The sequence below is a fragment of the Marivirga sp. genome, from assembly GCF_024636815.1.
In the GTDB taxonomy this organism is placed as follows: domain Bacteria; phylum Bacteroidota; class Bacteroidia; order Cytophagales; family Cyclobacteriaceae; genus Marivirga.
This window is the reverse complement of the sequence record NZ_JAGXGF010000242.1, coordinates 1-23,597: the sequence shown is the minus strand read 5'-3', so window position 1 is coordinate 23,597 and position 23,597 is coordinate 1. Positions and strand designations below refer to the sequence as shown.

The window sequence follows — 23,597 nt, the reverse complement described above, 5'->3', positions numbered from 1 at the left end:
TGATAATTCTTTCTTCCTTGCATGGCAAAATATAGCAAATAAAATACATTTAAACAACTGAATATCAGATATATAAGTGTATTTTTTAGGATATAGACTTAGTCTAAATTATGCTGTATTTGAGTTGTGCAACAGCCACGTTCGCTTGTTCTTCCATTGGTGATGTAGGATTGTTTATATTTTAAATTAATATTAAAAATATTAAAACTTTAAAAGTAATATGGTGTCTTATTTATAAAAATTATAACTTATATTTAATATAACTAAGCAATAAATATAAGTTTAAGTTAACCCCCTATTAAGTGAAATTACTATCTATAACCTTTTTAATACTGTTTTTAACACCTTTTTTCTTAATCGGTCAAGCTAAAAGTAATGATACTTTTGCTGAAAAATCAATTAAATATGGAATAGATAAAACTTATGAGCCTTATGAGTTTGTAAATACAAATGGTAAAGCCGATGGATTTAATGTTGATATTATTAAAGCAATAGGGGCTGAGCTCAATTGGGATGTTCAGATTTGTCCGGATGATTGGATAAACATCAGGTACAAATTGGAAAACACCAACGAGCTAGATGCTACTGCTTATTTTAAAACTGCAGCACGTGAGGATAGTATTCTATTTTCTCGCCCCATTAGTTTAGTATATTATTCCATATTTACCCGTTCAGATAAGGAACCTGTGGAGGATTTATTTAGTCTTTCAGGTAAAAAAGTAGCCATACAAGAAGTCACTATAGTCGCAGAATATTTTGATCAATTAGGGTTTCTAGATTTAAAAGAGCTTCAAGCTTACTCTTCCGAAACTGATGCTATTGATGCAGTGGTTAGAGGGGATGCCGATTGCGCTATTACTTCTTTTATGACTACTAACTATAAAATGGAGGTTGAAAATATTGAAAATATTCAATCTTCCAGTGATCCAGTTTTCATTACAGAATATTGCTTTGTAGTCAATAATGAAAATTCTGCAATGTTAGATTCTCTCAATTGGGGATTAAGGTTAGTAAAAGCATCCGGTGAATATGATCGTTTATTTCAAAAATGGTTAACGCCTAAGAAAAGCTGGTGGTCACAAAATCAAGATTTAGTCATAATAGTATTGAGCATATTCTTCTTGCTTTCGATTATGGCGGTGATTTATATTTATTCCTTAAAGAAATTGATTCAGAAAAAATCGCAGGTTATTAAAAAGGAAATTCAAACCAGAACAGAAGCTGAATGGGAGCTAATTGAGAGTGAGAGCTTAAGAAAGAAAATGGAAGATTTTACTTCTGTAATGTTTGTTGAGATTGATTTAGAGAATAATATTATTCAAGCACCTAAATTATTTTATTCTATTTTGGGATTTGATGGAAAGGAAATTTTGGGTGTCAATATTCATCAACTCTTGAACACTAAATCAGTAACTAAAGATAAGGAAATTAAAAGTGTATTAATGAATAAAGAATTTTCTTATCTGGATGCCGAATATGAATTTAAAACCAATTCAAGCATACCTGTTTGGATGGATAGCAGTACCTCCCTTCTTTATGATGAGAAAGATAGAATTAAGGGGTTTAAGCAATTTTTTAGAGATATAACACCACTCAGACAAGCTAATCTAAATTTAAAAGATTTGAATGCCGAACTTGCTAACTTTATGTATAAAACTTCCCATGATGTTAGAGGGCCTATTGCCAACGTTTTAGGCTTGGTGAATCTTGGGAATATGATGTCTGATGATAAGGAAATTATTGGTTATTTTGGGATGATTGAACAGAGTGTGAAAAAGCTTGAGCACATCTTTAATGATTTCAAAGAAGTTAGCTTTATTCTTCATGGAAATTTAAATATTACAACATTTGATTTAAGAGAATTGATAGAAGAGGTGTCTAATTCGGTCTTTATGAAGAGAAATAAAGAGATTAAAAAAGCAAGGATTGATATCAAGATAATAGCAGACTCCCAATACATGACTTCAGATCGAGCTTTACTTAAAAGATTATTCTATCAAATAATAGAAAATGTGTTTGAGCATAATAATTATTACGAAACGGAACTGAAAATTATTTTCGAAAAAGACAATTCATCTCATTACAAGATTCACTTTATAGATAATGGTGTAGGGATACCGGAGAATTTGCAAAAGAAAGTATTTGAGGTATTCTTTAAAGGAAGAAGAAGTGATATAAATATTGGTATGGGTCTTTATATGGCGAAGAAAGTAGTTTCTAGACTTGGTGGAGAATTAAGTTTAAAAAGTGAAATTGAAAATGGAACTACTATCGAGGTAATTTTACCTGTCAGACAAATCACAGAAAACTTAACTTATAACTAAGTTATTTAGGAATAGAGAAGGAGAAAATAGTGCCTTTCCCTTCCTCGCTTTTGACCCATATTTCACCACCGTTTTTTTCTACAAATTCTTTACATAAAATAAGACCTAAGCCTGTTCCTTTTTCTTTTGCAGTTCCTTGGGTGGAATGCTTGGTGTCTATTCTAAAAATCTTATTAGCTACTTCCTTAGGCATTCCTACGCCATTATCTGCTATTTTTACCACATAACGATGGTTTTCTTCTATAACCCCCATTTTAATTTGCCCATTTTCTTCGGTGAATTTGATTGAATTTGACAAAAGATTTCTAACTACGGTAGTGATAGAATTAGGATGGGCCTTAGCATTAATGGACTTTGTATTTTTAACCTCAATGCTGATATTTTTATTCTCGGCTTGATTAGCTAATAGCTTTTTATTTTCATTCAGCATTTCAGTTAAATCGAATTCTTCAGCGGTAAACTCTATATTTCCTGTCTGAGATCGAGACCATTGTAGTAGGTTTTCCAATAAAGTGAAGAGATTTTTTATGGATTTGTCTAAGTCCTTAGCTAACATTTGAATTTCTTCTGTACTCAAACTGCTGGTATGATTCATTAATAGACCAGAGAAAGAAGTAAGTGAATTTAAAGGTCCTTTTAAGTCATGGCTAATAATGGAGAAGAATTTGTCTTTTGTAGCATTCAAATCTTCTAATTCATCGTTTTGAGCATTTACTTTTAGATTAGCCTCTTTTAATTTAGCATTGTTTTTTCTTTGTAATATAAAAAGCGTAAAGATTAATAATAGAATTATGGCAATGAGTGCTACCATAATGATTAAGAAATTTTTAAACCTTTTCTCCTCCTCTAATTCAAACTCTTTTTGAATTCTATTTAATTCCAATTGATCAATCAGACTTTGTTTTTGATTTATGGAATATCGGCTTTGCATTTTTAAAATACTGCGGTCATTTTTTTCCTTTTGAAGGAAATCTTCTAAGGCTTTAAACAGCTCGCTGTACTCAAGTGCATTTTTATAGTCTCCTAATGCTTTATAGGCTTTACTTAATAAAGCATAAGTCTCCTGAACAAGCTCTTGATTTTGAGAGTTTTGAGCCAGTGGATTAGCTAATTTTAAGTTAGCCAAAGCTCTTTCTGCATTATCTTGCTTCAAGTAATACCTTCCGACTGAATTATATAAAGCAGCTAACTGAGCTTCTACATTTTCAATGTCTTTTAAGATGTCAAGTGCTATCACATAATTTTCGTAAGCTCGGTCTAATTTATTCTGCATTAAATAAATATTAGCGATAGCATTTAAACATTCTGCCTCTAAAATGGGTGATTGAATTCTTCTGTATGTAACCAAAGCACTTTTATAATGATTTAATGCTTTATCGAATTCGTTTTCATTAGTATAAATATATGCTAAGTCAGCATATGCTTTTGCCTCAATTTTCGGAATTCTTTCAGCTTTGGCATATTGAAGGATATTTTGATGCTGTTCTATGGATTTACCTGTTTCTCCGGTTTTATAATAGGTGTAGCCTAAATTTTGATTAATGTAAAGCCGGAGAGGCGGAAGATCGTAGTTTCGAAGGAGATTGGAAGCTTTTTCTAAAAATTCCTTTCCATAATAATAATCTTCTACTTGTTCAAAAAGCTGGTAAAATCCTATATAAGTGAAAATTAAAGCGGTTTCATTTTCAGTTTTCTCATCTATATCCAAGGCTCTGATGAGAAGAGACATGGCTTTTTCTAGATTATTGGTTTTATTGATATGAATGAAAGCTAGTTCTTTTGAAACTTTGCTTTCAATATCATTCCTGTCAATATCTTTAGCTGATTGTAGTTCTTCTTGCTTATTTTCAAGTAACTCTTCTGCATCAGAGCTAGAGATACGATCTTCCAATGATTTAAACCAATTCCATTCAGAAGAAATATCAGTGTTTTGAGCCTGCAATTGGCAGATTGTAATTAAAAAAAACGTAAGTAATAATATCGCTTTCTTAAGCATTATGTATTGACATTAAACATCAAATTAAGTAAAAAAACCCTGATAATAAATACCATGTTAAGTGTTTTTTAGCCAAAAATCAAGATTTATTGAGATGAATTTACCCATACGATTTTTAAGTATAAAATAGCCTAAATTTATTTTATTAAGTGATTTTGAGAACTTTTCTTTATATAAATGACTTAATCTAAATTTCAAAAATTAAGTAAAAATGTAATTAATTTAATAATAGATTTTAAATTTTAGATTAATGGACTTATATTTGGATGTAAGATATTTAAACGCTTTCGACATGAAGAGAATTTTATTAGTTATTTTGTCAGCATTATTCATTGGAGCATGTGCTCAAAAAACATGTCCTACTTATTCCTTCAATGATCTGAATACAGAACAAGAATCTAATTTAGAAGATCAATCTGTTTGATCTTTAGTTAAGATTATTCAATATATTTTTTTACGTCTTGAGCCGTAATTTTATCTGCACCTAAAATTATCAGTCTCTCCACAACATTTCGAAGTTCACGAATATTACCACTCCAATTATATTCCTTTAATTGATTCAGTGCATCTTTTTCAATTGATTTTTTCTTTGATCCGTGCTCTTCTGCTAAATCACTTAAAAACCTCTCTACTAATTCTGGAATATCATCTTTTCTATCTTTCAATGGAGGGACATTAATTCTGATTACACTTAATCTGTGGAATAAATCTTCACGAAATTCCCCATTTTCGATTGCTTCCTTGAGGTTTTTATTAGTTGCAGCAATGATTCTCACATCCACTTTAATATCTTTATCTCCTCCAACTCTATTGATTTTGTTTTCTTGCAAAGCTCGCAATACTTTTGCCTGGGCTGATAAAGGCATATCGCCAATCTCATCTAAAAATAATGTCCCACCAGTGGCTTGTTCAAATTTCCCTATTCTTTGTTTTATGGCCGAAGTAAAAGAACCTTTTTCATGACCAAATAGCTCACTTTCTATCAATTCAGATGGAATTGCAGCACAATTGACCTCCACCATAGGTGATTTAGTCCTTTCACTTTGCTCATGAATTTGTCTTGCAACTAATTCTTTACCGGTTCCATTTTCACCTATAATCAATACTCTTGCGTCAGTAGGAGCTACTTTAGCGATTGTATCTTTCACATCTTCCAATTCATTGGATGATCCAATCATTTCATACTTTTTAGAAACCTTTTTTCGCAATGTTTTAGTTTCTGCCATTAGATTTGATTTATCTAATGCATTTCTTACAGAAACCAATAACCTATTTAAATCTGGTGGTTTGGAAATAAAATCGAAGGCCCCTTTTTTGGTGGCTTCTACAGCATTGTCAATGGTGCCATGAGCAGAGATCATAATGAAGGGAATCTCAATGCCTTTTTCATAAACTGCATTTAGCAATTCCATGCCATCCATTTTGGGCATCTTGATATCGCAAAGGACAAGATCAAAATGCTCATTTTCTATTTTTTTTAAGCCATCGGCACCGTTTGCGACTTCCTCTACTTGATATTTTTCGTATTCCAATATTTCCTTTAAGGTTTGGCGAATACTGGCCTCATCATCTATCAATAGTATTTTGGACATATTTTTGAGTTTTGTTCAATATAAATAAAAAAATTGCAAGCCTATAAGCCGAGTTCTGTCCACTCCCAAATAAATTTGAAAGTGCTCTTATCATTTATCTAACGCAGTCTACCCCTTTTTACCATCCCGATTAATTCAGGATTTTCGGACGAGCAGCCCTTATCCCATAACCATTAGATGGCTATGGAAGCAAAAATGTATGTGACCTTACAACCCGAAAGGTTTACCGTGCACTCGAATATTACTATCCGAGACGGTGGGCTCTTACCCCACCTTTTCACTATGACCATAACGAATTAGACAAGCTAATTATCATGGCTACCTATTTTCTGTGGCACTGTCTGTTCCTGGTTTTAACATCAAGACCCTTGGTTTCTCAAGGTACGGTGCTCTGTGTTGCTCGGACTTTCCTCCCCTCGATAAATCGAAGAGCGATAAGACGGCTTACAATTTTTATAATTATATCTTATTGACAAAAATAAGACCAAAAAATGGATTTGGAAGGAGATTGGGTATATTAGTTGAAATAAATAAGAGATAAGAGTGCATGACTAGTGCACATCTTGTCCAGTTAATTTATGTTCCCAGGCATCTGCTACTGTAGCTACCTCTTCAATAATATCTTTCAAAACTGCTTCAGTTGCACTTTCTTTTAATATTGCTGCCTCAACCCTTATAAAATCATCAATTAGCACAAAACGAGCTGAGCAAAATGTAGCATTGGCTCGAATGAGGTTCTCCAGATTAATTGCTGTATTGAATTCACAAACTTTAGAAGTAAATTCTATACTAAGTTTGTTGGTGATATCACTCTTTTTTAGTGTGCCTAGTACTGCTTGATATCTATTTGCTCCTAAAGGGTAAATAACTACTGACTTATTGGTGTCATATTCTTGGAATTGTCCGCCTAATTCATTGGCATAAGATTCCATAAATTCGTTGAAGTTCATAAGGCTGTTATTTTAAAGTTTTCTTAGTCTAAATATATATGAATCCTTAATTAATTAGGTTTATATAGTAACAAATTTAGTAAAATATTGTATAAAATTTAGAAATAATTTTATTTAATCTTTACTAATGTTGCGCCATATCCAAATTTTTCTTTATGTGTGTCTTTAAAAAACTGAATATTATGATGTTGTGATAATTGTTTGTGGATATTATTCCTTAAAACACCATTACCAACACCATGAATGAAAATGATTTCATCCAAGCCAGCCATTAAAGCTTCATTGAGTTTCTCTTCAAATTTTAAAAGTTGGATACGCAATATATCTTCCTTAGGTAAATTTTCATAGTAAGGATCTATAGTTTCAATATGCAAATCTATTTCAGGAATTTGGCCATTGTTCTTTCCAATTTTTTTATAACTCTCAGTTTCTTCTTGTCCTTTAAAAAAGCTGTCTTTTAATTTATCAATATCAATTTTTTCTGGAGCCACTGTTTCTTTTGAAGATTGACTTAATGGAATTAAGAAACCCTTTTTATTTAAGAATGGGATATCTATTTTCTCCTTCTGAAAATGTTTAGCTTTTATTTTCACATTGATTTTTTCAGGCCTCATCGGAATTGACCACTTGCTGTTTTCAGTTAATATTGTAAATGAAAGAGGAGCCCAGGTATTAAGGTGATCCATATTTCTTTCAGTTATTTTACTGAATTTTTCAGCAAATATCTTTTCTGATAAGATGGTCTTTTCTTCATTTTTTCCATTTATCTCATTAGCCATTATTAAAATATCCTCCTTTGATGGATTCAAAAAATAAATGCTATTAAGGTGGTCGTTCAATGGGATTATTGCTAAATGAAAGCCTTTCAGCTGATTGGGTTGTTCATAAGCTGTTTTTGGTTTTGAGGGCTTTTGATTTTCATATTTTGGTGTGTCAAAAGCTGTGCTTTCATCAGAGGATACTACTACTAGCTCAGATTCCAATACAGGAATAGCGAATCCATCTTCTATCTCAACTTCTACTAAAGATTTATCAAGCATTTTTACTACTATGCCTTCTTCAGTGCCTTTCATCAATCTTACTCTATCGCCTATTTGCATGGTTTTTCAATTTTTAATAATATAAAGGATGTAAAACTACCTTTTTTCCATTCCATTCTACTGTTGGGAACGGAATTTTAACCTTATTGATTACATTCAGCATTATTTTTAACCACTTTTGCTCTACTTCAATTTTGTTAAGGTTAAAATCCATACTTAATAGCCATTGTCTGTTTGCATTGTATCCATTTCCTGCATTATCCTTCGGGCTACCATATACCATTTGGTTTCCACTGTACCCAACTGAAAATTGTAGCCAGTCAGGGAATTTATTGTTTTTACTGAAAATATTAAAATCTGTACTTAACCAATAAGTTTGACCATTATAATCCTTAATTAACTGTTCTACAATATTATTTCCAAGAGTATTGGGTCTTATTTTTGCATAGGGGCTGGGAGAGAATGAGAATTTGGGATAAATATAATTTTGGTTAAATAGAAATTGCTGATAGGGGAGGAAAGCACCTATTGTGTTGGCTACAGCATCTCCCCAAGAAGCGCCATAACTTGTAGAAAAGCCATCAAAAATTTCTATCGGAAGCATCATGGCAGTAGAACTCAAACTACTGTAGAGCATGGCTTTTTGAGAGGACATTCCTGTGTTTTTCAACAACTGATAATTTATATCAGTCAGTTGATAAGCAGTATAAACATGGCCTACTTTATCCATCTGAAGCCATTGCTTATTATCATTAAAAAACTGAAAAGATTGTGATTCACTATCCTTATACCATAACAGTCCTAATCCTGTCATTCCACCAGCATATAAAGCACTTTCAACTAATATGATATTCCTTAATTTGTATGTATCAATGCTATCTTTTTTAACTTGAGCATAGACTATATTTTGGAATAGAATAAGTAAAGTAAAGCTAGTGAGCAATATCCTCATGATTCAAAATTAGGGATATTTACCTATTAAGCATTATTTAATGCAGATTTGTAAGTGTCCAATGCTCGTTGTCTTGCTTCTTTATGGTCAACCATGGGTTCGGGATATTCAGAAGTATTGAGTTCAGGAACCCATTTTTTGATATAGGCTTTATTTTTATCAAATTTATCGGTTTGACTGTAAGGATTAAAAATTCTGAAATAGGGTTGAGCATCCGTTCCCGTTCCTGCTGCCCATTGCCAGCCGCCATTATTGGACGCCAGTTCGTAATCCAATAATTTTTCAGCAAAATAAGCTTCTCCCCATCTCCAATCAATTAGTAAATGTTTGGTCAAAAAACTTGCGGTTACCATTCTAATTCGATTATGCATATAGCCTGTTTGATTTAACTCTCGCATGCCTGCATCCACTATAGGATAACCTGTTTTACCATCACACCACTTCTGAAAGTCTTCTTTACTATTTCTCCATGGAATGGAATCATACTTTGCCTTAAATGCCTTGTCTACTACATGAGGAAAGTTGGCCAGAATCATACTATAAAAATCTCTCCATATTAATTCATTGAGCCAGGTGTCATTTAGTTTTTGAGCATGAGCAACAGCTTCTCGTATGCTTATGGTGCCAAATCTTAAATGTATTCCTAATCTGCTAGTACCATTTTTTGCCGGGAAATCCCGTTCTTCATCATATTTTTTGATAGTATCTTCATCAAATTTTTTCTTGGGAATAGGGATTTCTGATTTCTTGAAACCATAATCTTCTAAACTTGGGGTTTTTGCCTCAAATTGATAAAAATTCTCTTTTTCTAATGAAATCTTATACGGATGGATGTGACCTGATTCTAGTTTTTCGAGCCATTTATTTTTAAAAGGAGTAAACACTTTATAAGGTTCGTTACTACCTGTTAGAATTTCATCTTTTTCAAAAATCACATGATCTTTAAAATCATAAAACCCTATGCCTTTATTTTGTAAAATATCATCAATTTTTTGATCTCTTTCTAAAGCATAAGGTTCATAATCTCTATTGGTGAACACGGATTGAATATCAAATTCCTCTATTAAAGATTTAAAGACTTCTTCCGGATTTCCATGTTTAATCAAAATACCTGAGCCAATTTTTTTAAGTTGTTTATCAATATCAGTCAGCTGGTCATGAATGAAATTAACTCTAGCATCGGATTTGTCCTTTAGGTCATCTAAAATTTCTGAATCAAAAATAAAGAGTGGTAGGACAGGCTGATTTTCTTGCAATGCATAGTACAGTGCAGTGTTATCATAAAGTCTTAAATCTCTTCTGTACCAGAATATCGATATATTATCCACTGTATTGTCTTTTATTTTCTAATTTAACCAATCAACTTATGATAAGTTTTCCATTATTTTGAATTATCATCTTCTTCTCTCAGAACGGCATCAGAATTTATATTTTCCGGTATTTCCTTAGAGTTATTTTCTTCTTCCTCAGATTCTACAGCCTTTTTCTTTTTATTTTGGAAAATCTCTTTTAATTGATCAAAACTAGTTACGTGAACTAAGCTTACTCCAGTACTGGTTGAGGCCGTATTATTAATTCTATCTAAAGTATTGAAGTTGGTTCTATTGTAAATTTTAGCCCTTAGTTTTCCATCCGGAGTTAATAAATATTCAACCGACCAATCGCCTAATATTCCTAATATTTCCTGGTTTACGTTGTCTGTTTCACCTTGAGTAAATCCACCGTCTCTGGTCACTCTCAATCTGCCTCCCAAGAAACTGTAAGACAATCGTAACTGGAAAGTATTGAATTGATCCTCATCAAATGAACCTAGATCTACATCAATTTCAAGGTTTTCATCAATTTGGGTAACCCAATAGCTTAATTGATTAGAGAGGAACTCACTTACGGAGTTACCCACGGACCCACTCACTGCAAAGGAAGCTCTGGGAGACAATCTTCTTAAAATAATCAAACTAAACACTTGTCTTTTAAGCTCTTGTTCATCGGCTTCCAGCTCTGATTCAAAAGCAACTATGCTTGTTCGGAGAGGAATTTGTCCGCTATTAGTTATAATATAGTCTGGGTAGTTTGAAAATTTAATATCAAAATCCACTTCAGGTTGCAATAAATCACCTTGCAAATCCAAGATCACTTTTGCAGGATATCTTCTTTTTAACTCTGGAGAATTGGCTATGGTAGAGTCTTGCCCCATGTCAATAATGGGCAATAAGGATACATTTTGTTCATAAACAGCTTTGATATCCAAATTAGCACGATATGGATCTCCATCCCAAGTGATTTGGCTACCCGGTTGAATGTTAAATTCCTTGTTGATAATATTGTAGAGAGTGAAATTATAACCACCCTCCGTAAGCGTATAGTCCCCAATCATGGAAAAAGCTCCATTGGTATCTATGTTCATACTTAATTTTCCATTTCCCCGGCCTCTAATGATATCGCCTGATTTGATGTCAAAGATGATTTCTGCGTATGCATCTGGAGTAAGTTCTAAATCTAAGTTCATAGTCACTCCTCTAATATCTACACCTTCTGCTTTATTAATAACTTGATCCTTGTTATTAGCAGTATCCTTTATATTTATAAAATGAATATATTCTTCTCTCTCCACAGAAGATGTGTTTTCTACGGGAATAAAGATTCGCGTTCCCTTTTCTGATTTTGCATTTGCCTCAATTGTAAGGTTTCCCACACTACCTGAAAAAAAGACATTTCCACTTACGTATGCGGTCCCATAATACAGTTCATTATCCCTGGCTGAGGTATTAAGAACTTTAAACTTATTCATATTACCGGTCAAATCTAATCTTAGATCGGTAAAGCCATCATGCAAAAGATCGCCATTTAAAAAACCATTATTTCCTTGGTCATCAGTAAGTAGAATGTTTTCGAAAGTAACTTTTTCTTGGTTGAAATTGATGTTTCCAGTATAATCATAATAGGTGTTTAGATAATTTACTCGAATTCCTCCGTTAGAAATCTCACCTGTTCCATTTACAATAGGCCTTTCTAAGTTTCCTGAAATTTGAAATTCACCATCTACTTCTCCTCTCATTTCTGAAAAGATGGTATTAATGAATGGTTCAACTATGATCAAATTGGTCTTTCTTAATTTGGCTTTTAAGTCTAGCGGGTTTATATCAACTGATGGTGCGTATGTTCCTTCTAGTTTGATGATCTCTTGATCTTGGCGCATAACGGTATAATCCATTAATAACTTTTGTGTATTTGGCTGCCAACTAGAAAAGCCATTAATATTTCCAATCAAAAATTCATCTAAATAAAAATCTAGCAAACTCAATTTGGTTGAAAGTAAAAATTGATTTTGAAAATTTTGAATATCTATATAACCGTTTGCAGTACCTTTAAAATCATGTTGTTCCACTAGTTCGTTGATATTTTCAATATTAAAACTATCTATATTAATCAATAACGATTTAGTAGAATCCATTGAGAGTTCGCCATTTGCAATTATTCGTCCATCATTAGATGCGATGCCGAAATTTTTAAAGATATAATCATTGTGGCTAATTTTTAAGTTATTGTTATCGACAAAACTCCAGTTTTTAGAAAAGAATTTAATATCAGATTGATCTATAGTAAGATTTAAACTGTCCTCTAAAAATTTTAAGTTTCCGCTAATATTAAAGTGGTTATCACTTTGGACCTGGTCAAGAAAAGTGCTGAAATTTATTTCTCTTCCAGTCCAATAAAGCTCCATATTGAGGTTTTCACTTTCTATATTAGTATTCAATTGTTGTTTTTCTGAATTGACAAAACCAATACCTAAAACATCCTGACTCAGATGGTATTTACTGAAATTAAGATCAATAATGTTGTTTGAGAATATATAATTATCATATTGAACAGAATCGAAAGAAGATTCTATGAAAATATTACTGTTTTTTCCATTTTGGAATTGTCCTTTAATAAAAGCACCTTTTTTTACATATAATTGGGGTACAAATAAATTTATTAAGGGATTAATTTCTTTGATGAGAAAATCAAAATTGACCGTATACTCCTCAAGATTTACAGTAGAATCAATAGTATTATAGTAATTTTCAATTTTATATTTATCGTTTTCAATATTGAGTTGATATTCTTTTACAGTTCTAAATAAATCTTTTTGAAGCTGAGTAAATTGATAACTCCCATCTATATTGGCTCTAAAAAGGTCAGAGTTGATTTTTAATTTTCTGTATCCATCTTCCAGGGAAGTGTTGATGGTTAAAGAATCTAATTGTAATGAGTTCTCTTGATAAACAGTATAAATTTTTTGTAGGGAAGTAGTCCCCTCTATACTGTCAAGTACTATTCCACTTCCATTAAGATTCCCTTTTGCTGCCAAAATGAAGTCTTCTTGGGTAATATTCAAGTCCTTGAAGTTTACAGTGTCTAAATCTGCTGTTATATTTATTAAGTTTTTATTTTCTCTTAAATCAATTGAACCTTCCATCTGAAATTTCAACAGAGGGTCATTGATTTTTAGTTTTCCATTAAAAAACTCTGATGCCAATTCTGCATTAGTAGTAATGTTTTGATATTCATACCCATTAATGCCTATCAAGCTAATAGTAGCATTCAAGTTCATTTTGGCTGTTTCTATTGTGAAACCGCTACCTTGAATATTACCTGTCATTTGTACTTTTTGAAAAATAGAGTCTGCATCCAGGAATTCTCCTAAATCGAAATTATAAGTAGAGAGGCTACCCTTATAGGTTGAATTCCTGGAATCCTTTGCAATTTTAAGGTTCAAGTCAGATTCTAATCTACCCAATGGGGATAAAAAGACTCCATCAGCAACAAAATCAGTAGGGAACCCTATAAAACTTCCTGTAAAATTCGTAACCCCAAAATTCTGAATTCTTTCATAAGAAATACTATCATTTACATATTGTTTAAGATCAGTAGGGGTAAGGGAAGAATTTGTTAAATCTAAGTCTATAAAAGATTCAGAAAATTCAGGTAATCCATCCATTCTCAGATTTCCCTGGATAAAACTTGAATTACCAAATTCCATATTAAGATCTATGGCTTTAAATTTTTTAACCTTTCCGTTGAAATTTCCCGAAAGATTAATCTTATCCTCATATTTTTTAACATAGGGAGCAAATAGGGCCAAATCCTCTGTATAGATAATTGAGTTTTTAAAATTGGCATTTATATTCACGGAATCTATAATATAGGAAAGGTCGCTTATACTATTATAGTTGAATACAATAGAATCCGCAATAGTACTTTTATTTAGTTCCAAATTTAAATCAGTTAAGGAAAGTCTGCTTTGTGAAATTTCAAATTCAGAATTCAAATTGTGAATTGTTAAATCTGTAACAGAATCTACAGCCGTTAGCTGATTTATTTGCATTTGAATGGTGTCAGCTCTACTGGAAAAGTTATTTAAATCTGCATTTAAATCATGTAATATAAATTGATTGTAATTAAAACCTTCTTGAATGCTATCGCTATCTAAATTGGCGACTCCTAATATAATATTGGACAGTGAAGCTTCACGTATCAAGAGATTTTTTACTGAACTTGTAGTGCTATCATCTTTTGGCGCAGATAAATTTTTGATGGCTTCAACCAAATAATCAATATTGAAATACTCATCTCCTTTCTGCCTAATGAGCATAACCCTACCATTTTTCAACTTTAAATTGTCAAAAAGCACACTTTCATCATTAATGAGTTGCTTAATGTCATAATCAATCCAAATTGACTTGATATCAATAAAAGTGCTTTTGTCCTTGTTCTTTACATAAAGACCGGATAAAGTAATTTGATCAAACCACTCAATATTTATTTTTTCAATACTAATATCAAAACCTAATTTTTCACTCAAATATTCACTACCAAACTGAGCTACTCTGGTTTGCACTGAGGAGGATTGCATGGCTAAAACCAAAACACTCATCGAAAAAAAAAGTATAAGGAAGACCCATAATATTGCTTTTGCAATACCTTTTTTAATACCTTGCGTTATATTTTGCTCCTCTTTCAAATTTTATGGATATCAATATTTTAGCCATCGAATCTTCTTGTGATGAAACTTCTGCGGCAGTTGTACAAAACGGGAAAGTACTCAACAACATAATCGCTACGCAGTCGGTTCACGAAAAATACGGAGGTGTAGTTCCTGAATTGGCATCGCGTGCGCATCAGCAACATATAGTACCTGTAGTAGAACAAGCACTTTCCGATGCAAATATAAGCAAGAAGGATTTAAAAGCAGTGGCTTTTACACAAGGACCTGGTCTATTGGGTGCATTATTAGTAGGAAGTAGTTTTGCTAAGTCTTTAGCTTCGGCTTTGGAAATCCCTTTAATAGGCGTGAATCATATGCAAGCCCACATTTTAGCTCATTTTATAGAAGATCCAAAACCTAATTTTCCTTTCCTGTGTCTTACTGTTAGTGGTGGTCATACACAAATAGTGAAAGTTAACGACTATTTGGATATGGAAATATTGGGAGAGACTAAAGATGATGCTGTAGGAGAAGCTTTTGATAAGATCGCAAAAATCATTGGGTTGCCTTATCCAGGTGGCCCCATGATAGATAAACAGGCGAAAAAAGGAAATCATAAAGCATTTCAATTTCCTGAAACTGAAATGCCGGGATTTAATTATTCTTTTAGCGGGATAAAAACAGCAGTCTTATATTTTCTACAAAATAATAGTCAGAAGGACCCTAATTTCGTAAGTGATAATCTGGATGATATTTGCGCTAGTGTTCAGCATCGATTAATTATGACATTATTGCAAAAATTAAAAAAAGCATCGAAACATATCGGAATTAAAGAAATCGCCATTGCGGGTGGAGTATCTGCTAATTCCTATTTGAGGAAAATGTTGGCAGAAACAGGTGAAGAGTTGAATTGGAATACTTATATCCCGAAATTTGAATATTGTACTGATAATGCAGGTATGATTGCTATGACGGCACATTTCAAATTTCAAAAGCAAGATTTTTTAGGTATGGATGCCGCGCCAATTCCAAGAATGAAATTTTCAATTGATAAAAATGCATGAAGCAAATTTTCAGAAAAGGAGATAAAAAATATCATAATTTTAAAGTTAAACCTCAAGATGCGGCACATTTTGAGCAGCAAGCCGTACATGATGTTTGTGCTACCTTTACATTAGCAAGAGAGATAGAATGGGCTACTCGCCTATTTGTTTTAGAAATGCTGGAAGAAGGAGAGGAGGGAATTGGTACTCATTTGAATATAGAACATCTATCTCCTGCTTTAATAGGAAATCAAATCGATATTGAAGCAGAATTTGAAGTTGTTAAGTATAAAGAAATAATTTGTAGTTATGTGGCTAAAGTAGGAGAAAGGTTTGTTGCAAAAGGTACAACAGGTCAGAAAATTCTCCCAAAAGAAAAATTAGCCAGATTTTTTGATAGTTTATCAAAATAAAGTATTAATTTTTGTTAGAATTGTGAAATATGAGTGATAAAAAAGAGTTTAGTAACTCGGTTACAGTAAAAAATAAAAAGGCCCGATTTGAATACGAATGGTTAGATACTTACTTAACAGGTATTGTTTTGCAAGGTACTGAGATCAAGGCTATTCGATTACATAAAGTAGGTTTGCAGGAGGCTTATTGCTATATTCATAGAGGGGAAGTATTCGTGAAGGGAATGCATATTGGACATTATGAGCTCGGTACCCATTATAATCATGAAGAAAAACGTGAGCGTAAATTGCTATTGAAAAAGCAAGAAATAGAGAAAATAAGAAAAAGGATGGAAGAAAAAGGGTTAACCTTAATTCCAACGAAACTTTTTATCAATAATAGAGGATTAGCTAAATTAGAAATAGCCTTGGCAAAAGGAAAAAAAATACATGATAAAAGAGACAGTATTAAGGATAAAGATATGAAGCGAGAACTGTCTAAAATGAAATTTTAATCTATGATTTCAATAGGGGGAAAAGGTATTTGTAGATTGAGCATAATTCCAGTTCGCGCAGAAGCTTCTGATGCTTCTGAAATGGTCACACAATTGTTGTTTGGAGACCATTATTCTGTTACGGACTTGTCAAAAGACTCAAAATGGATTAAAATTAAAATCTATTTTGATGGCTATGAAGGATGGATAGATGCAAAACAGTTTCATTATATCACAGATGAATATTTTGAACAGATTAATAGCTCAGATTATAAAATATGTACTGATTTAACAGCTAGCATTCTATACCATAAAAATTTATTACCTGTGGTAATGGGCGCAATCATTCCTATTTCTACAAATGAAATATTTAAAATTGAAGAGCATTTGGGTTTTAATGGTGAGGCCAAATCTTTAAGTGCCAGACGAGATTTTGAGTTCTTAAAAAATATAGCAAGAAAATATTTAAATGCACCTTATTTATGGGGAGGGAAATCCCCTTTCGGTATTGACTGTTCAGGTTTTATTCAGATGGTATTTAAAATTTGTGGATATACTTTGAAGCGTGATTCTTCTCTGCAAGTAGACCAAGGAAAAGAGGTAGATGGTTTGACGAATGCTTTGCCTGGAGATTTAGCTTTCTTTAGAAATGAAAATAAAAAAGTAACTCATGTGGGCATTTTACTTGAGAATCAGGAGATTATTCACGCTTCTGGTAAAGTAAAAATTGATTTTTTAGATGAAAATGGTATCTTCAATGCTGAACAAAAAGGTTACACACATTATTTGACCGATATAAAAAGAGTTTTAGCATGAAAAAATAGACTGATTTTTCATGCTTGATTAAAATTTTTAAAGCATGAAGATTGGTTCCAAGCGCGCATTAGTTTTAAATCAGGATTACAGTCCTGTTACGGTTTGTAGTATCCCCAAAGCATTCCTGCTTTTATTTTTGCAAAAAGCTGAGCTTATAGAAAATGATGAATCTCGTGAGCTTCGTTCTGTTGATCGTTCATTTCCTTTCCCATCTGTGATCCGATTAACAAATTATGTTAGTATGCCTTATAAAAGTGTAATGCTTACTCGTCAGAATGTTTTTAAAAGAGATGGACATGAATGCCAATATTGCGGTAAGCCAAATGACTTGACTTTAGATCATCTTATTCCACGCTCAAAAGGAGGGAAGTCAGTTTGGACTAATTTGGTTACTGCATGTAAAAGATGTAATGCCAGAAAAGGAAATAATACTCCTGAGGAAAGCGATATGAAACTTAAACGTCCACCTTTCAAGCCTAATTATGTAATGTTTATACGTGATTTCTCAGGGCAGATAGACGAAAAATGGTTACCCTTTTTGAAGACTAAACAGATGAGTGCTTAAAAAACAAAAAAACCGCTCTGCTTTAGCAGAACGGCTTTTACTATTAGTGAATAGTTGGTTATGGTTATATGTTATTATCTCAAAAATAATAATTCTCTATATTTTGGCAAAGGCCAAAGTTCATCATCTACATATAGTTCAAGCTTATCGGCTGCATATCTGATTTTATCAAAATAAGCTTCTTTCACATCGTCACAGTATTTATAAGCCCTATCCTTAGTATCTTCAATTTCATTAAACTCTTTTCTCTTCTCAATCATTTCATGCACTAAGCTTCTCAAATCTTTAGTATAACCAGAAATCAATTCAATGTTTTTCAAGATTTCAGAGTTATCTAGTTTTAAGTCACTTAGATTTTTCGCATTCTGAGCCAAAGTGTTTTGATATTTCACAGCAGTAGGTATAATCTGATTTAAAGCAATATCACCCATCAAACGAGATTCTATTTGGATTTTCATGATATAATTTTCCAAATAGATTTCATTACGTGCCTCAAGTTCTTCAGGGGTCATCACATTATGCTTAGAGAAAAGCTTTTTAGATTTGTCTGTTACAAATGCTTCTAAAGCTCTAGGAGTATTTTTCACATTAGCTAATCCTCTTTTTTCTGCTTCTTTCTCCCAGTCATCTGAATAGCCATCTCCTTCAAATCTTACCTTTTTGGAATCTTTGATGTATTGTCTTAAAATATTGACAATGGCAATTTTCTTGTCAGTTCCTTTTCCCATTTGAGATTTCACCTCTTTGTGGAACTCATTTAATTGCTCAGCCATAATCAAATTCAAAATAGACATTGGTTGCGCCACATTCTGATCAGAACCTACAGCCCTGAATTCGAATTTATTTCCTGTAAAGGCAAATGGAGAGGTTCGGTTTCTATCGGTATTATCTAAAATGATTTGAGGAATTTTATCTATGCCCAATTTCATGTACATATTATCCCCTTTATCACTCTTGATATTACCTTTTTCCTCTAACTCATCTAAAACAGCTGTTAATTGAGAACCAATAAAAACTGACATTACAGCAGGTGGTGCCTCATTTGCACCTAATCTGTGGTCATTACTAGCTGAAGCAATAGAAGCCCTTAATAATTCACCGTTTTCGGCTACAGCCTTAATAGTATTCACTAAGAACACCAAAAATAATAAATTTTCTCTTGCGCTATTGCTGGGTTGAAATAAGTTAACACCTGTGTTAGTAATTAATGACCAGTTATTGTGTTTACCACTTCCGTTTAATCCTGCGAACGGTTTTTCATGGAAAAGAACTTCTAAATCATGCCTTGCAGCCACACGTCTCATAACATCCATCATTAAGCTATTATGATCAGTAGCCACATTGATATCTTCAAAAAGAGGAGCAGCCTCAAATTGACTAGGAGCCACTTCATTATGACGAGTTGAAATTGGAATACCTAATTTCAAGCATTCAATTTCGAAGTCTTTCATGTAGTTATAAATCCTGCTAGGAATAGAACCGAAGTAATGGTCATCCAATTGCTGACCTCTGGCAGGATTATGTCCAAATAAAGTTCTTCCTGACATCAATAAATCCGGACGTGCGGAAAATAATGCTTTATCTATCACAAAGTATTCTTGTTCGCAACCTAAAGAAGCATTTACTCTGTTTACATTTCTATCAAATAATTGAACAACTTTTGTTGCAGCCGTATCAACTGCTTCGACAGCCTTTAATAAAGGAGCTTTGTGGTCTAATGCTTCACCTGTATAAGCAACAAATATAGTAGGAATACATAAAGTTCTACCAAATATAAACATAGGAGAAGATGGATCCCATGCAGTATAACCTCTTGCTTCAAAGGTAGTTCTTAAACCACCATTTGGAAATGAGGAAGCATCAGGTTCTTGCTGAACTAGCATTGAACCGGCAAAAACTTCAATTCCTTTTTGAGCATTGAAAAAGGAATCATGTTTTTCTGCTGTGGATCCGGTTAATGGTTGGAACCAGTGCGTATAATGAGTAACCCCTTTAGTGATTGCCCAAGCTTTTACTGCAGAAGCAATTTGGTCTGCAGTTTCCATATCTATTTTTTTGCCTTTATCGATGGCACTACTTACCTTTTTGAAAACATCGGGCGCCAATGAAGCTTTCATTTGGTCCAATGTGAATACATCCTTTGCAAAATAGTCTGATATTTTGTTGGATGGAGCCTCGATTCTATCTGTTGTTCTTCTTGAAACGATATCGAGTGCGTTGAATCTTAAATGAGCCATTTTTATGTTTTTTGGTTTAATTTTAAACCAAATTTAGGTAATTATTTGTGAAATAATTGATTTTAGGGTTAAAAATAATTTTGTAAACATAAAAAAGTGCTGAATTGACTGTTTTTTACCCTCAAATTTAAACTACTTACACAATTTTAACCGATTTCAGTCTTATTTTAACATGAACGCATGAAATGGACTGAAAATATGGGAGTTAGGTATTAAATCTCTTTAAAATCTGAATTAGTGGCGAAATTCATACACAATTAACTCCTTCAATTCAAAAAGATTTATATTCAGGAATTTTAGCCTTAACTTTGCGGTTCATTTTGCAAAATATTCGGCATGAACAAAAAAGTTGCTTTTTATACACTTGGCTGTAAACTGAATTTCTCAGAGACATCCTCTATTTCAAGAATGTTTGAAAACAGAGGCTATGAGAAAGTAGATTTTCAGGAGAATCCTGATATTTTTATCATCAATACCTGTTCGGTAACTGAAAATGCTGATAAGAAATGCAAGAAGGTGGTCAAAGAAGCCAAAAAAATAAATCCTGATGCTTTTGTCACTATTATTGGTTGTTATGCACAGCTGAAGCCAAAAGAAATTTCTGAAATTAAAGGTGTCGATGCTGTTTTAGGTGCTGCAGAGAAATTCCAGTTGATCGATAAGTTGGATGGTTTCACCAAAAAAGATGAACCTCAAATATTGGCCTCGGATATAAAAGAAGCTAAAAGTTTTAATAATGCCTTTTCTATAAATGACAGAACTCGAACTTTCCTGAAAGTTCAGGATGGCTGTAATTACCACTGTGCATTTTGTACCATTCCATTAGCAAGAGGAAAAAGCAGAAGTGATACTATTGAGAACATTGTAAAAAGTGCTCAGCAAATTGCAAGTGAAGATGTGAAAGAAATCGTCCTTACTGGCGTGAATACTGGTGATTTTGGTATTCAAGACGGTAAAAGGAAAGAGCGGTTTTTTGATTTGGTAAAAGAACTGGATAATGTCGAAGGAATTGAAAGATTTAGAATTTCCAGTATAGAGCCTAATTTATTGACCAATGAAATCATCGATTTTGTAAGTCAATCTAAAAGATTTGTCCCTCATTTCCATGTACCTCTTCAAAGTGGTAGTAATAAAATACTGCGAAAGATGAGGAGACGCTATTTGCGTGAACTTTATGAAGATAGAGTAATAAAGATTAAGCAACTCATGCCGCAATGTTGCATAGGAGTTGATGTGATTGTAGGTTTTCCTGGTGAAACAGAAGAAGATTTTTTAGAAACTTATCACTTTTTGAAAGATTTACCAGTTTCTTATCTTCATGTTTTCACCTATTCAGAAAGACCGAATACAGATGCAGGTGAAATGGATGAAGTGGTTCCGATGAAAGTCCGTAATGAACGTTCCAAAATGTTGAGGAGCTTATCGGAAAAGAAAAAGCGCGCTTTCTACGAAGAAAATCTTGGTAGGGAAGAAGTAGTTTTATTTGAGAAGGATATTCATGATGGTTTGATGGAAGGCTTTACTGATAATTATGTTCGGGTAGTCGCCAAATATGACCCTATCTTAATTAACGAGTTGAAGAAAGTAAAACTTACCAATTTAACTACTGAGGGCTTAATGGAAGTGACAGAAGTTGAGACAGAGGTTTTGGAGCATTAAATTTAGGTGATTAGGTTTTTGATTGTTGAAGTTCTTTTGTTTTTAGCAAATGGTATTAGGACTTGCCTTAAATGAAATAATTGCTACAAATAGAAAATTAGCATAAAAAAAGGCTGTCGCTTACTAATAGTAAATGACAGCCTTTTTTAGTCTTGACTCTAGTTTCTAAAATCTAATCTTATTTAGATATTCTTTCGATTAGGTCAGCAGCTCTATTAGAATAACCTGCTTCATTATCATACCATCCTACAACTTTTGCTAATTTACCTGAAACTGAAGTTAAAGCTGAATCAAAAATACAAGAATGAGTATTTCCAACAATATCAATAGAAACAATCGGATCTTCAGTATATTCTAAAATTCCTTTCATGCTTCCTTCAGAAGCTTTTTTCATTGCGGTATTTACTTCCTCTTTAGTTGCTTCTTTTTTCAATTCTAAAGTGAAATCAGTTAACGAACCTGCAGGAATTGGAACTCTCATTGCAATACCATCTAATTTACCTTGTAAGTGTGGCAAAACCAATCCAACAGCTTTAGCAGCTCCTGTAGAAGTAGGTACTATTGAATAAGCAGCAGCTCTTGCTCTTCTTAAATCTTTATGTGGCCCATCTTGTAAATTCTGATCAGCTGTGTAAGCATGAACAGTAGTGATGTATCCTTTTTCAATTCCAAAAGTATCATCTAAAACCTTAGCCATAGGAGCTAAGCAGTTTGTGGTGCAAGAGGCATTTGAAATGATAGTTTCGTCACCAGTCATAGTGTCGTCATTAACACCTAATACAACTGTTGGAACATTTCCTTTAGCTGGTGCAGATATCACTACTTTTTTAGCACCTGCCTTTATGTGTTTTCCAGCGTTTTCTTCATCTACAAAAAGACCAGTAGATTCTAAAACGATCTCTACACCCATTTTTCCCCAAGGAAGATTGGCTGGGTCTCTTTCAGCAGAAACAGAAATATTTTTTCCATTTACAATTAAAGAATTAGCATCATAAGAAACTTCACCTGGAAATTTACCATGAACTGAATCGTATTTTAATAAGTGTGCTAAAGTTTTAGTATCAGTAAGATCATTGATACCCACTACTTCAACATTATTTTTTTGCAGCAAGGCTCTGAAAGTTAATCTTCCAATACGCCCGAATCCGTTAATTCCAACTTTTACGTTTGACATGTTGATATAATTTATTTTAGTTAAGTTAAATTAAGCCGTAAATATAAACCTACTTGCCAGCATTATCAAATTAGAACCCTAAAGGTTTAGCTTTGAAATTTATTTTATTTTTTTTTGGGGTAAGGGTTTGTAATTAAAAAACAGCCTTCTATATTTGCATCTCCATTTAAAAATGGCCCGTTCATCTAGGGGTTAGGATATCAGGTTTTTCACCCAAAGGGTGACCAGCCTCCGGCTGGCATCTTAACAAAATACTTAGATTGGATGATTTTAAATTAACGTAAAAGAGTTACGTTTAGAAATAAAGAATTAATTACCGTTTCACCAAGAAGGTGGTCAGCCTCTGGCTGACATCCATTAAAAATTGCTTGGTGTGAATTAAGTGGTAGTAGTAG

17 protein-coding genes and 1 other RNA gene are annotated in these 23,597 nt (G+C 32.9%); 8 read left to right on the top strand and 10 right to left on the bottom strand.

Annotated features, from left to right (window positions below; translation table 11 throughout):
* Positions 1-302 precede the first annotated feature (302 nt).
* Positions 303-2,324, top strand: a complete 2,022-nt coding sequence (locus tag Q0L29_RS17525) for a transporter substrate-binding domain-containing protein (RefSeq protein ID WP_296623760.1) — start codon at positions 303-305, stop codon at positions 2,322-2,324.
* A 1-nt stretch (position 2,325) separates the two neighbouring features.
* Here Q0L29_RS17525 and Q0L29_RS17520 read toward each other — a convergent pair whose 3' ends face one another.
* Positions 2,326-4,266, bottom strand: a complete 1,941-nt coding sequence (locus Q0L29_RS17520) for an ATP-binding protein (RefSeq protein ID WP_296623759.1) — start codon at positions 4,264-4,266, stop codon at positions 2,326-2,328.
* Positions 4,267-4,612: 346 nt separating this feature from the next.
* Between Q0L29_RS17520 and Q0L29_RS17515 the strand changes: the two genes are divergently transcribed.
* Positions 4,613-4,744 carry a hypothetical protein gene (locus tag Q0L29_RS17515; protein WP_296623758.1) on the top strand — a complete coding sequence of 44 codons (132 nt, stop codon included), beginning with the start codon at positions 4,613-4,615 and terminating at the stop codon, positions 4,742-4,744.
* Between the two features lie 13 nt (positions 4,745-4,757).
* Here the strand turns inward: Q0L29_RS17515 and Q0L29_RS17510 are convergent, their stop codons facing one another.
* The 7 genes from Q0L29_RS17510 to Q0L29_RS17480 all read right to left on the bottom strand — a co-directional run bounded on the left by Q0L29_RS17510 (position 4,758) and on the right by Q0L29_RS17480 (position 14,858).
* Complete coding sequence (locus Q0L29_RS17510) at positions 4,758-5,912, bottom strand: sigma-54 dependent transcriptional regulator (protein WP_296623757.1); 1,155 nt, start codon at positions 5,910-5,912, stop codon at positions 4,758-4,760.
* Between the two features lie 28 nt (positions 5,913-5,940).
* Positions 5,941-6,363, bottom strand: an RNA gene (gene rnpB, locus Q0L29_RS17505) — RNase P RNA component class A.
* 100 nt (positions 6,364-6,463) lie between these two features.
* The gene (locus Q0L29_RS17500; RefSeq protein ID WP_296623756.1) at positions 6,464-6,862 is read right to left on the bottom strand and encodes a hypothetical protein; all 399 of its coding nucleotides are present in this window, start codon (positions 6,860-6,862) and stop codon (positions 6,464-6,466) included.
* Between the two features lie 110 nt (positions 6,863-6,972).
* Entirely contained in the window at positions 6,973-7,962 is a 990-nt protein-coding gene (locus Q0L29_RS17495) for a Smr/MutS family protein (RefSeq protein ID WP_296623755.1), read from the bottom strand.
* Positions 7,963-7,975: 13 nt separating this feature from the next.
* A complete protein-coding gene (locus Q0L29_RS17490) occupies positions 7,976-8,854 on the bottom strand; it encodes a DUF2279 domain-containing protein (protein WP_296623754.1) in 879 nt (292 codons plus the stop codon).
* Between the two features lie 26 nt (positions 8,855-8,880).
* On the bottom strand, positions 8,881-10,182 hold the full coding sequence (locus tag Q0L29_RS17485; protein ID WP_296623753.1) for a deoxyribodipyrimidine photo-lyase: 1,302 nt from the start codon (positions 10,180-10,182) through the stop codon (positions 8,881-8,883).
* A 53-nt stretch (positions 10,183-10,235) separates the two neighbouring features.
* Positions 10,236-14,858, bottom strand: a complete 4,623-nt coding sequence (locus Q0L29_RS17480; protein WP_296623752.1) for a translocation/assembly module TamB domain-containing protein — start codon at positions 14,856-14,858, stop codon at positions 10,236-10,238.
* Positions 14,859-14,863: 5 nt separating this feature from the next.
* On the opposite strand from Q0L29_RS17480, the gene tsaD reads away from it, so the two are divergent.
* The 5 genes from tsaD to Q0L29_RS17455 are packed head-to-tail and all read left to right on the top strand — an operon-like array spanning position 14,864 to position 18,132.
* Positions 14,864-15,886, top strand: coding sequence for a tRNA (adenosine(37)-N6)-threonylcarbamoyltransferase complex transferase subunit TsaD (tsaD, locus tag Q0L29_RS17475; protein ID WP_296623751.1), 1,023 nt, complete (start codon positions 14,864-14,866; stop codon positions 15,884-15,886).
* Positions 15,883-16,278, top strand: a complete 396-nt coding sequence (locus tag Q0L29_RS17470; RefSeq protein WP_296623750.1) for a hypothetical protein — start codon at positions 15,883-15,885, stop codon at positions 16,276-16,278. The genes tsaD and Q0L29_RS17470 overlap by 4 nt, the downstream gene beginning before the upstream one ends.
* A gap of 29 nt (positions 16,279-16,307) precedes the next feature.
* Positions 16,308-16,772, top strand: a complete 465-nt coding sequence (gene smpB, locus Q0L29_RS17465; RefSeq protein WP_296623749.1) for an SsrA-binding protein SmpB — start codon at positions 16,308-16,310, stop codon at positions 16,770-16,772.
* Between the two features lie 3 nt (positions 16,773-16,775).
* A complete protein-coding gene (locus Q0L29_RS17460) occupies positions 16,776-17,567 on the top strand; it encodes a C40 family peptidase (protein ID WP_296623748.1) in 792 nt (263 codons plus the stop codon).
* A 43-nt stretch (positions 17,568-17,610) separates the two neighbouring features.
* The gene (locus Q0L29_RS17455) at positions 17,611-18,132 is read left to right on the top strand and encodes an HNH endonuclease (RefSeq protein WP_296623747.1); all 522 of its coding nucleotides are present in this window, start codon (positions 17,611-17,613) and stop codon (positions 18,130-18,132) included.
* Positions 18,133-18,206: 74 nt separating this feature from the next.
* Here Q0L29_RS17455 and Q0L29_RS17450 read toward each other — a convergent pair whose 3' ends face one another.
* A complete protein-coding gene (locus Q0L29_RS17450; RefSeq protein WP_296623746.1) occupies positions 18,207-20,369 on the bottom strand; it encodes a glutamine synthetase III in 2,163 nt (720 codons plus the stop codon).
* Between the two features lie 336 nt (positions 20,370-20,705).
* Between Q0L29_RS17450 and mtaB the strand changes: the two genes are divergently transcribed.
* Positions 20,706-22,028, top strand: a complete 1,323-nt coding sequence (mtaB, locus tag Q0L29_RS17445) for a tRNA (N(6)-L-threonylcarbamoyladenosine(37)-C(2))-methylthiotransferase MtaB (protein WP_296623745.1) — start codon at positions 20,706-20,708, stop codon at positions 22,026-22,028.
* Positions 22,029-22,206: 178 nt separating this feature from the next.
* On the opposite strand, the gene gap is transcribed toward mtaB, so the two are convergent.
* Complete coding sequence (gene gap / locus Q0L29_RS17440; RefSeq protein ID WP_296623744.1) at positions 22,207-23,202, bottom strand: type I glyceraldehyde-3-phosphate dehydrogenase; 996 nt, start codon at positions 23,200-23,202, stop codon at positions 22,207-22,209.
* Positions 23,203-23,597 lie beyond the last annotated feature (395 nt).

What these genes read in the sequence shown, in the direction of transcription:
- Q0L29_RS17455 (WP_296623747.1), top strand. Translation starts at nt 17,611, where the DNA reads ATGAAGATTGGTTCCAAGCGCGCATTAGTTTTAAATCAGGATTACAGT.
- Q0L29_RS17515 (WP_296623758.1), top strand. Translation starts at nt 4,613, where the DNA reads ATGAAGAGAATTTTATTAGTTATTTTGTCAGCATTATTCATTGGAGCA.
- Q0L29_RS17510 (WP_296623757.1), bottom strand. Translation starts at nt 5,912, where the DNA reads ATGTCCAAAATACTATTGATAGATGATGAGGCCAGTATTCGCCAAACC.
- Q0L29_RS17500 (WP_296623756.1), bottom strand. Translation starts at nt 6,862, where the DNA reads ATGAACTTCAACGAATTTATGGAATCTTATGCCAATGAATTAGGCGGA.
- Q0L29_RS17450 (WP_296623746.1), bottom strand. Translation starts at nt 20,369, where the DNA reads ATGGCTCATTTAAGATTCAACGCACTCGATATCGTTTCAAGAAGAACA.
- Q0L29_RS17495 (WP_296623755.1), bottom strand. Translation starts at nt 7,962, where the DNA reads ATGCAAATAGGCGATAGAGTAAGATTGATGAAAGGCACTGAAGAAGGC.
- tsaD (WP_296623751.1), top strand. Translation starts at nt 14,864, where the DNA reads ATGGATATCAATATTTTAGCCATCGAATCTTCTTGTGATGAAACTTCT.
- mtaB (WP_296623745.1), top strand. Translation starts at nt 20,706, where the DNA reads ATGAACAAAAAAGTTGCTTTTTATACACTTGGCTGTAAACTGAATTTC.
- Q0L29_RS17470 (WP_296623750.1), top strand. Translation starts at nt 15,883, where the DNA reads ATGAAGCAAATTTTCAGAAAAGGAGATAAAAAATATCATAATTTTAAA.
- Q0L29_RS17490 (WP_296623754.1), bottom strand. Translation starts at nt 8,854, where the DNA reads ATGAGGATATTGCTCACTAGCTTTACTTTACTTATTCTATTCCAAAAT.
- Q0L29_RS17460 (WP_296623748.1), top strand. Translation starts at nt 16,776, where the DNA reads ATGATTTCAATAGGGGGAAAAGGTATTTGTAGATTGAGCATAATTCCA.
- gap (WP_296623744.1), bottom strand. Translation starts at nt 23,202, where the DNA reads ATGTCAAACGTAAAAGTTGGAATTAACGGATTCGGGCGTATTGGAAGA.
- smpB (WP_296623749.1), top strand. Translation starts at nt 16,308, where the DNA reads ATGAGTGATAAAAAAGAGTTTAGTAACTCGGTTACAGTAAAAAATAAA.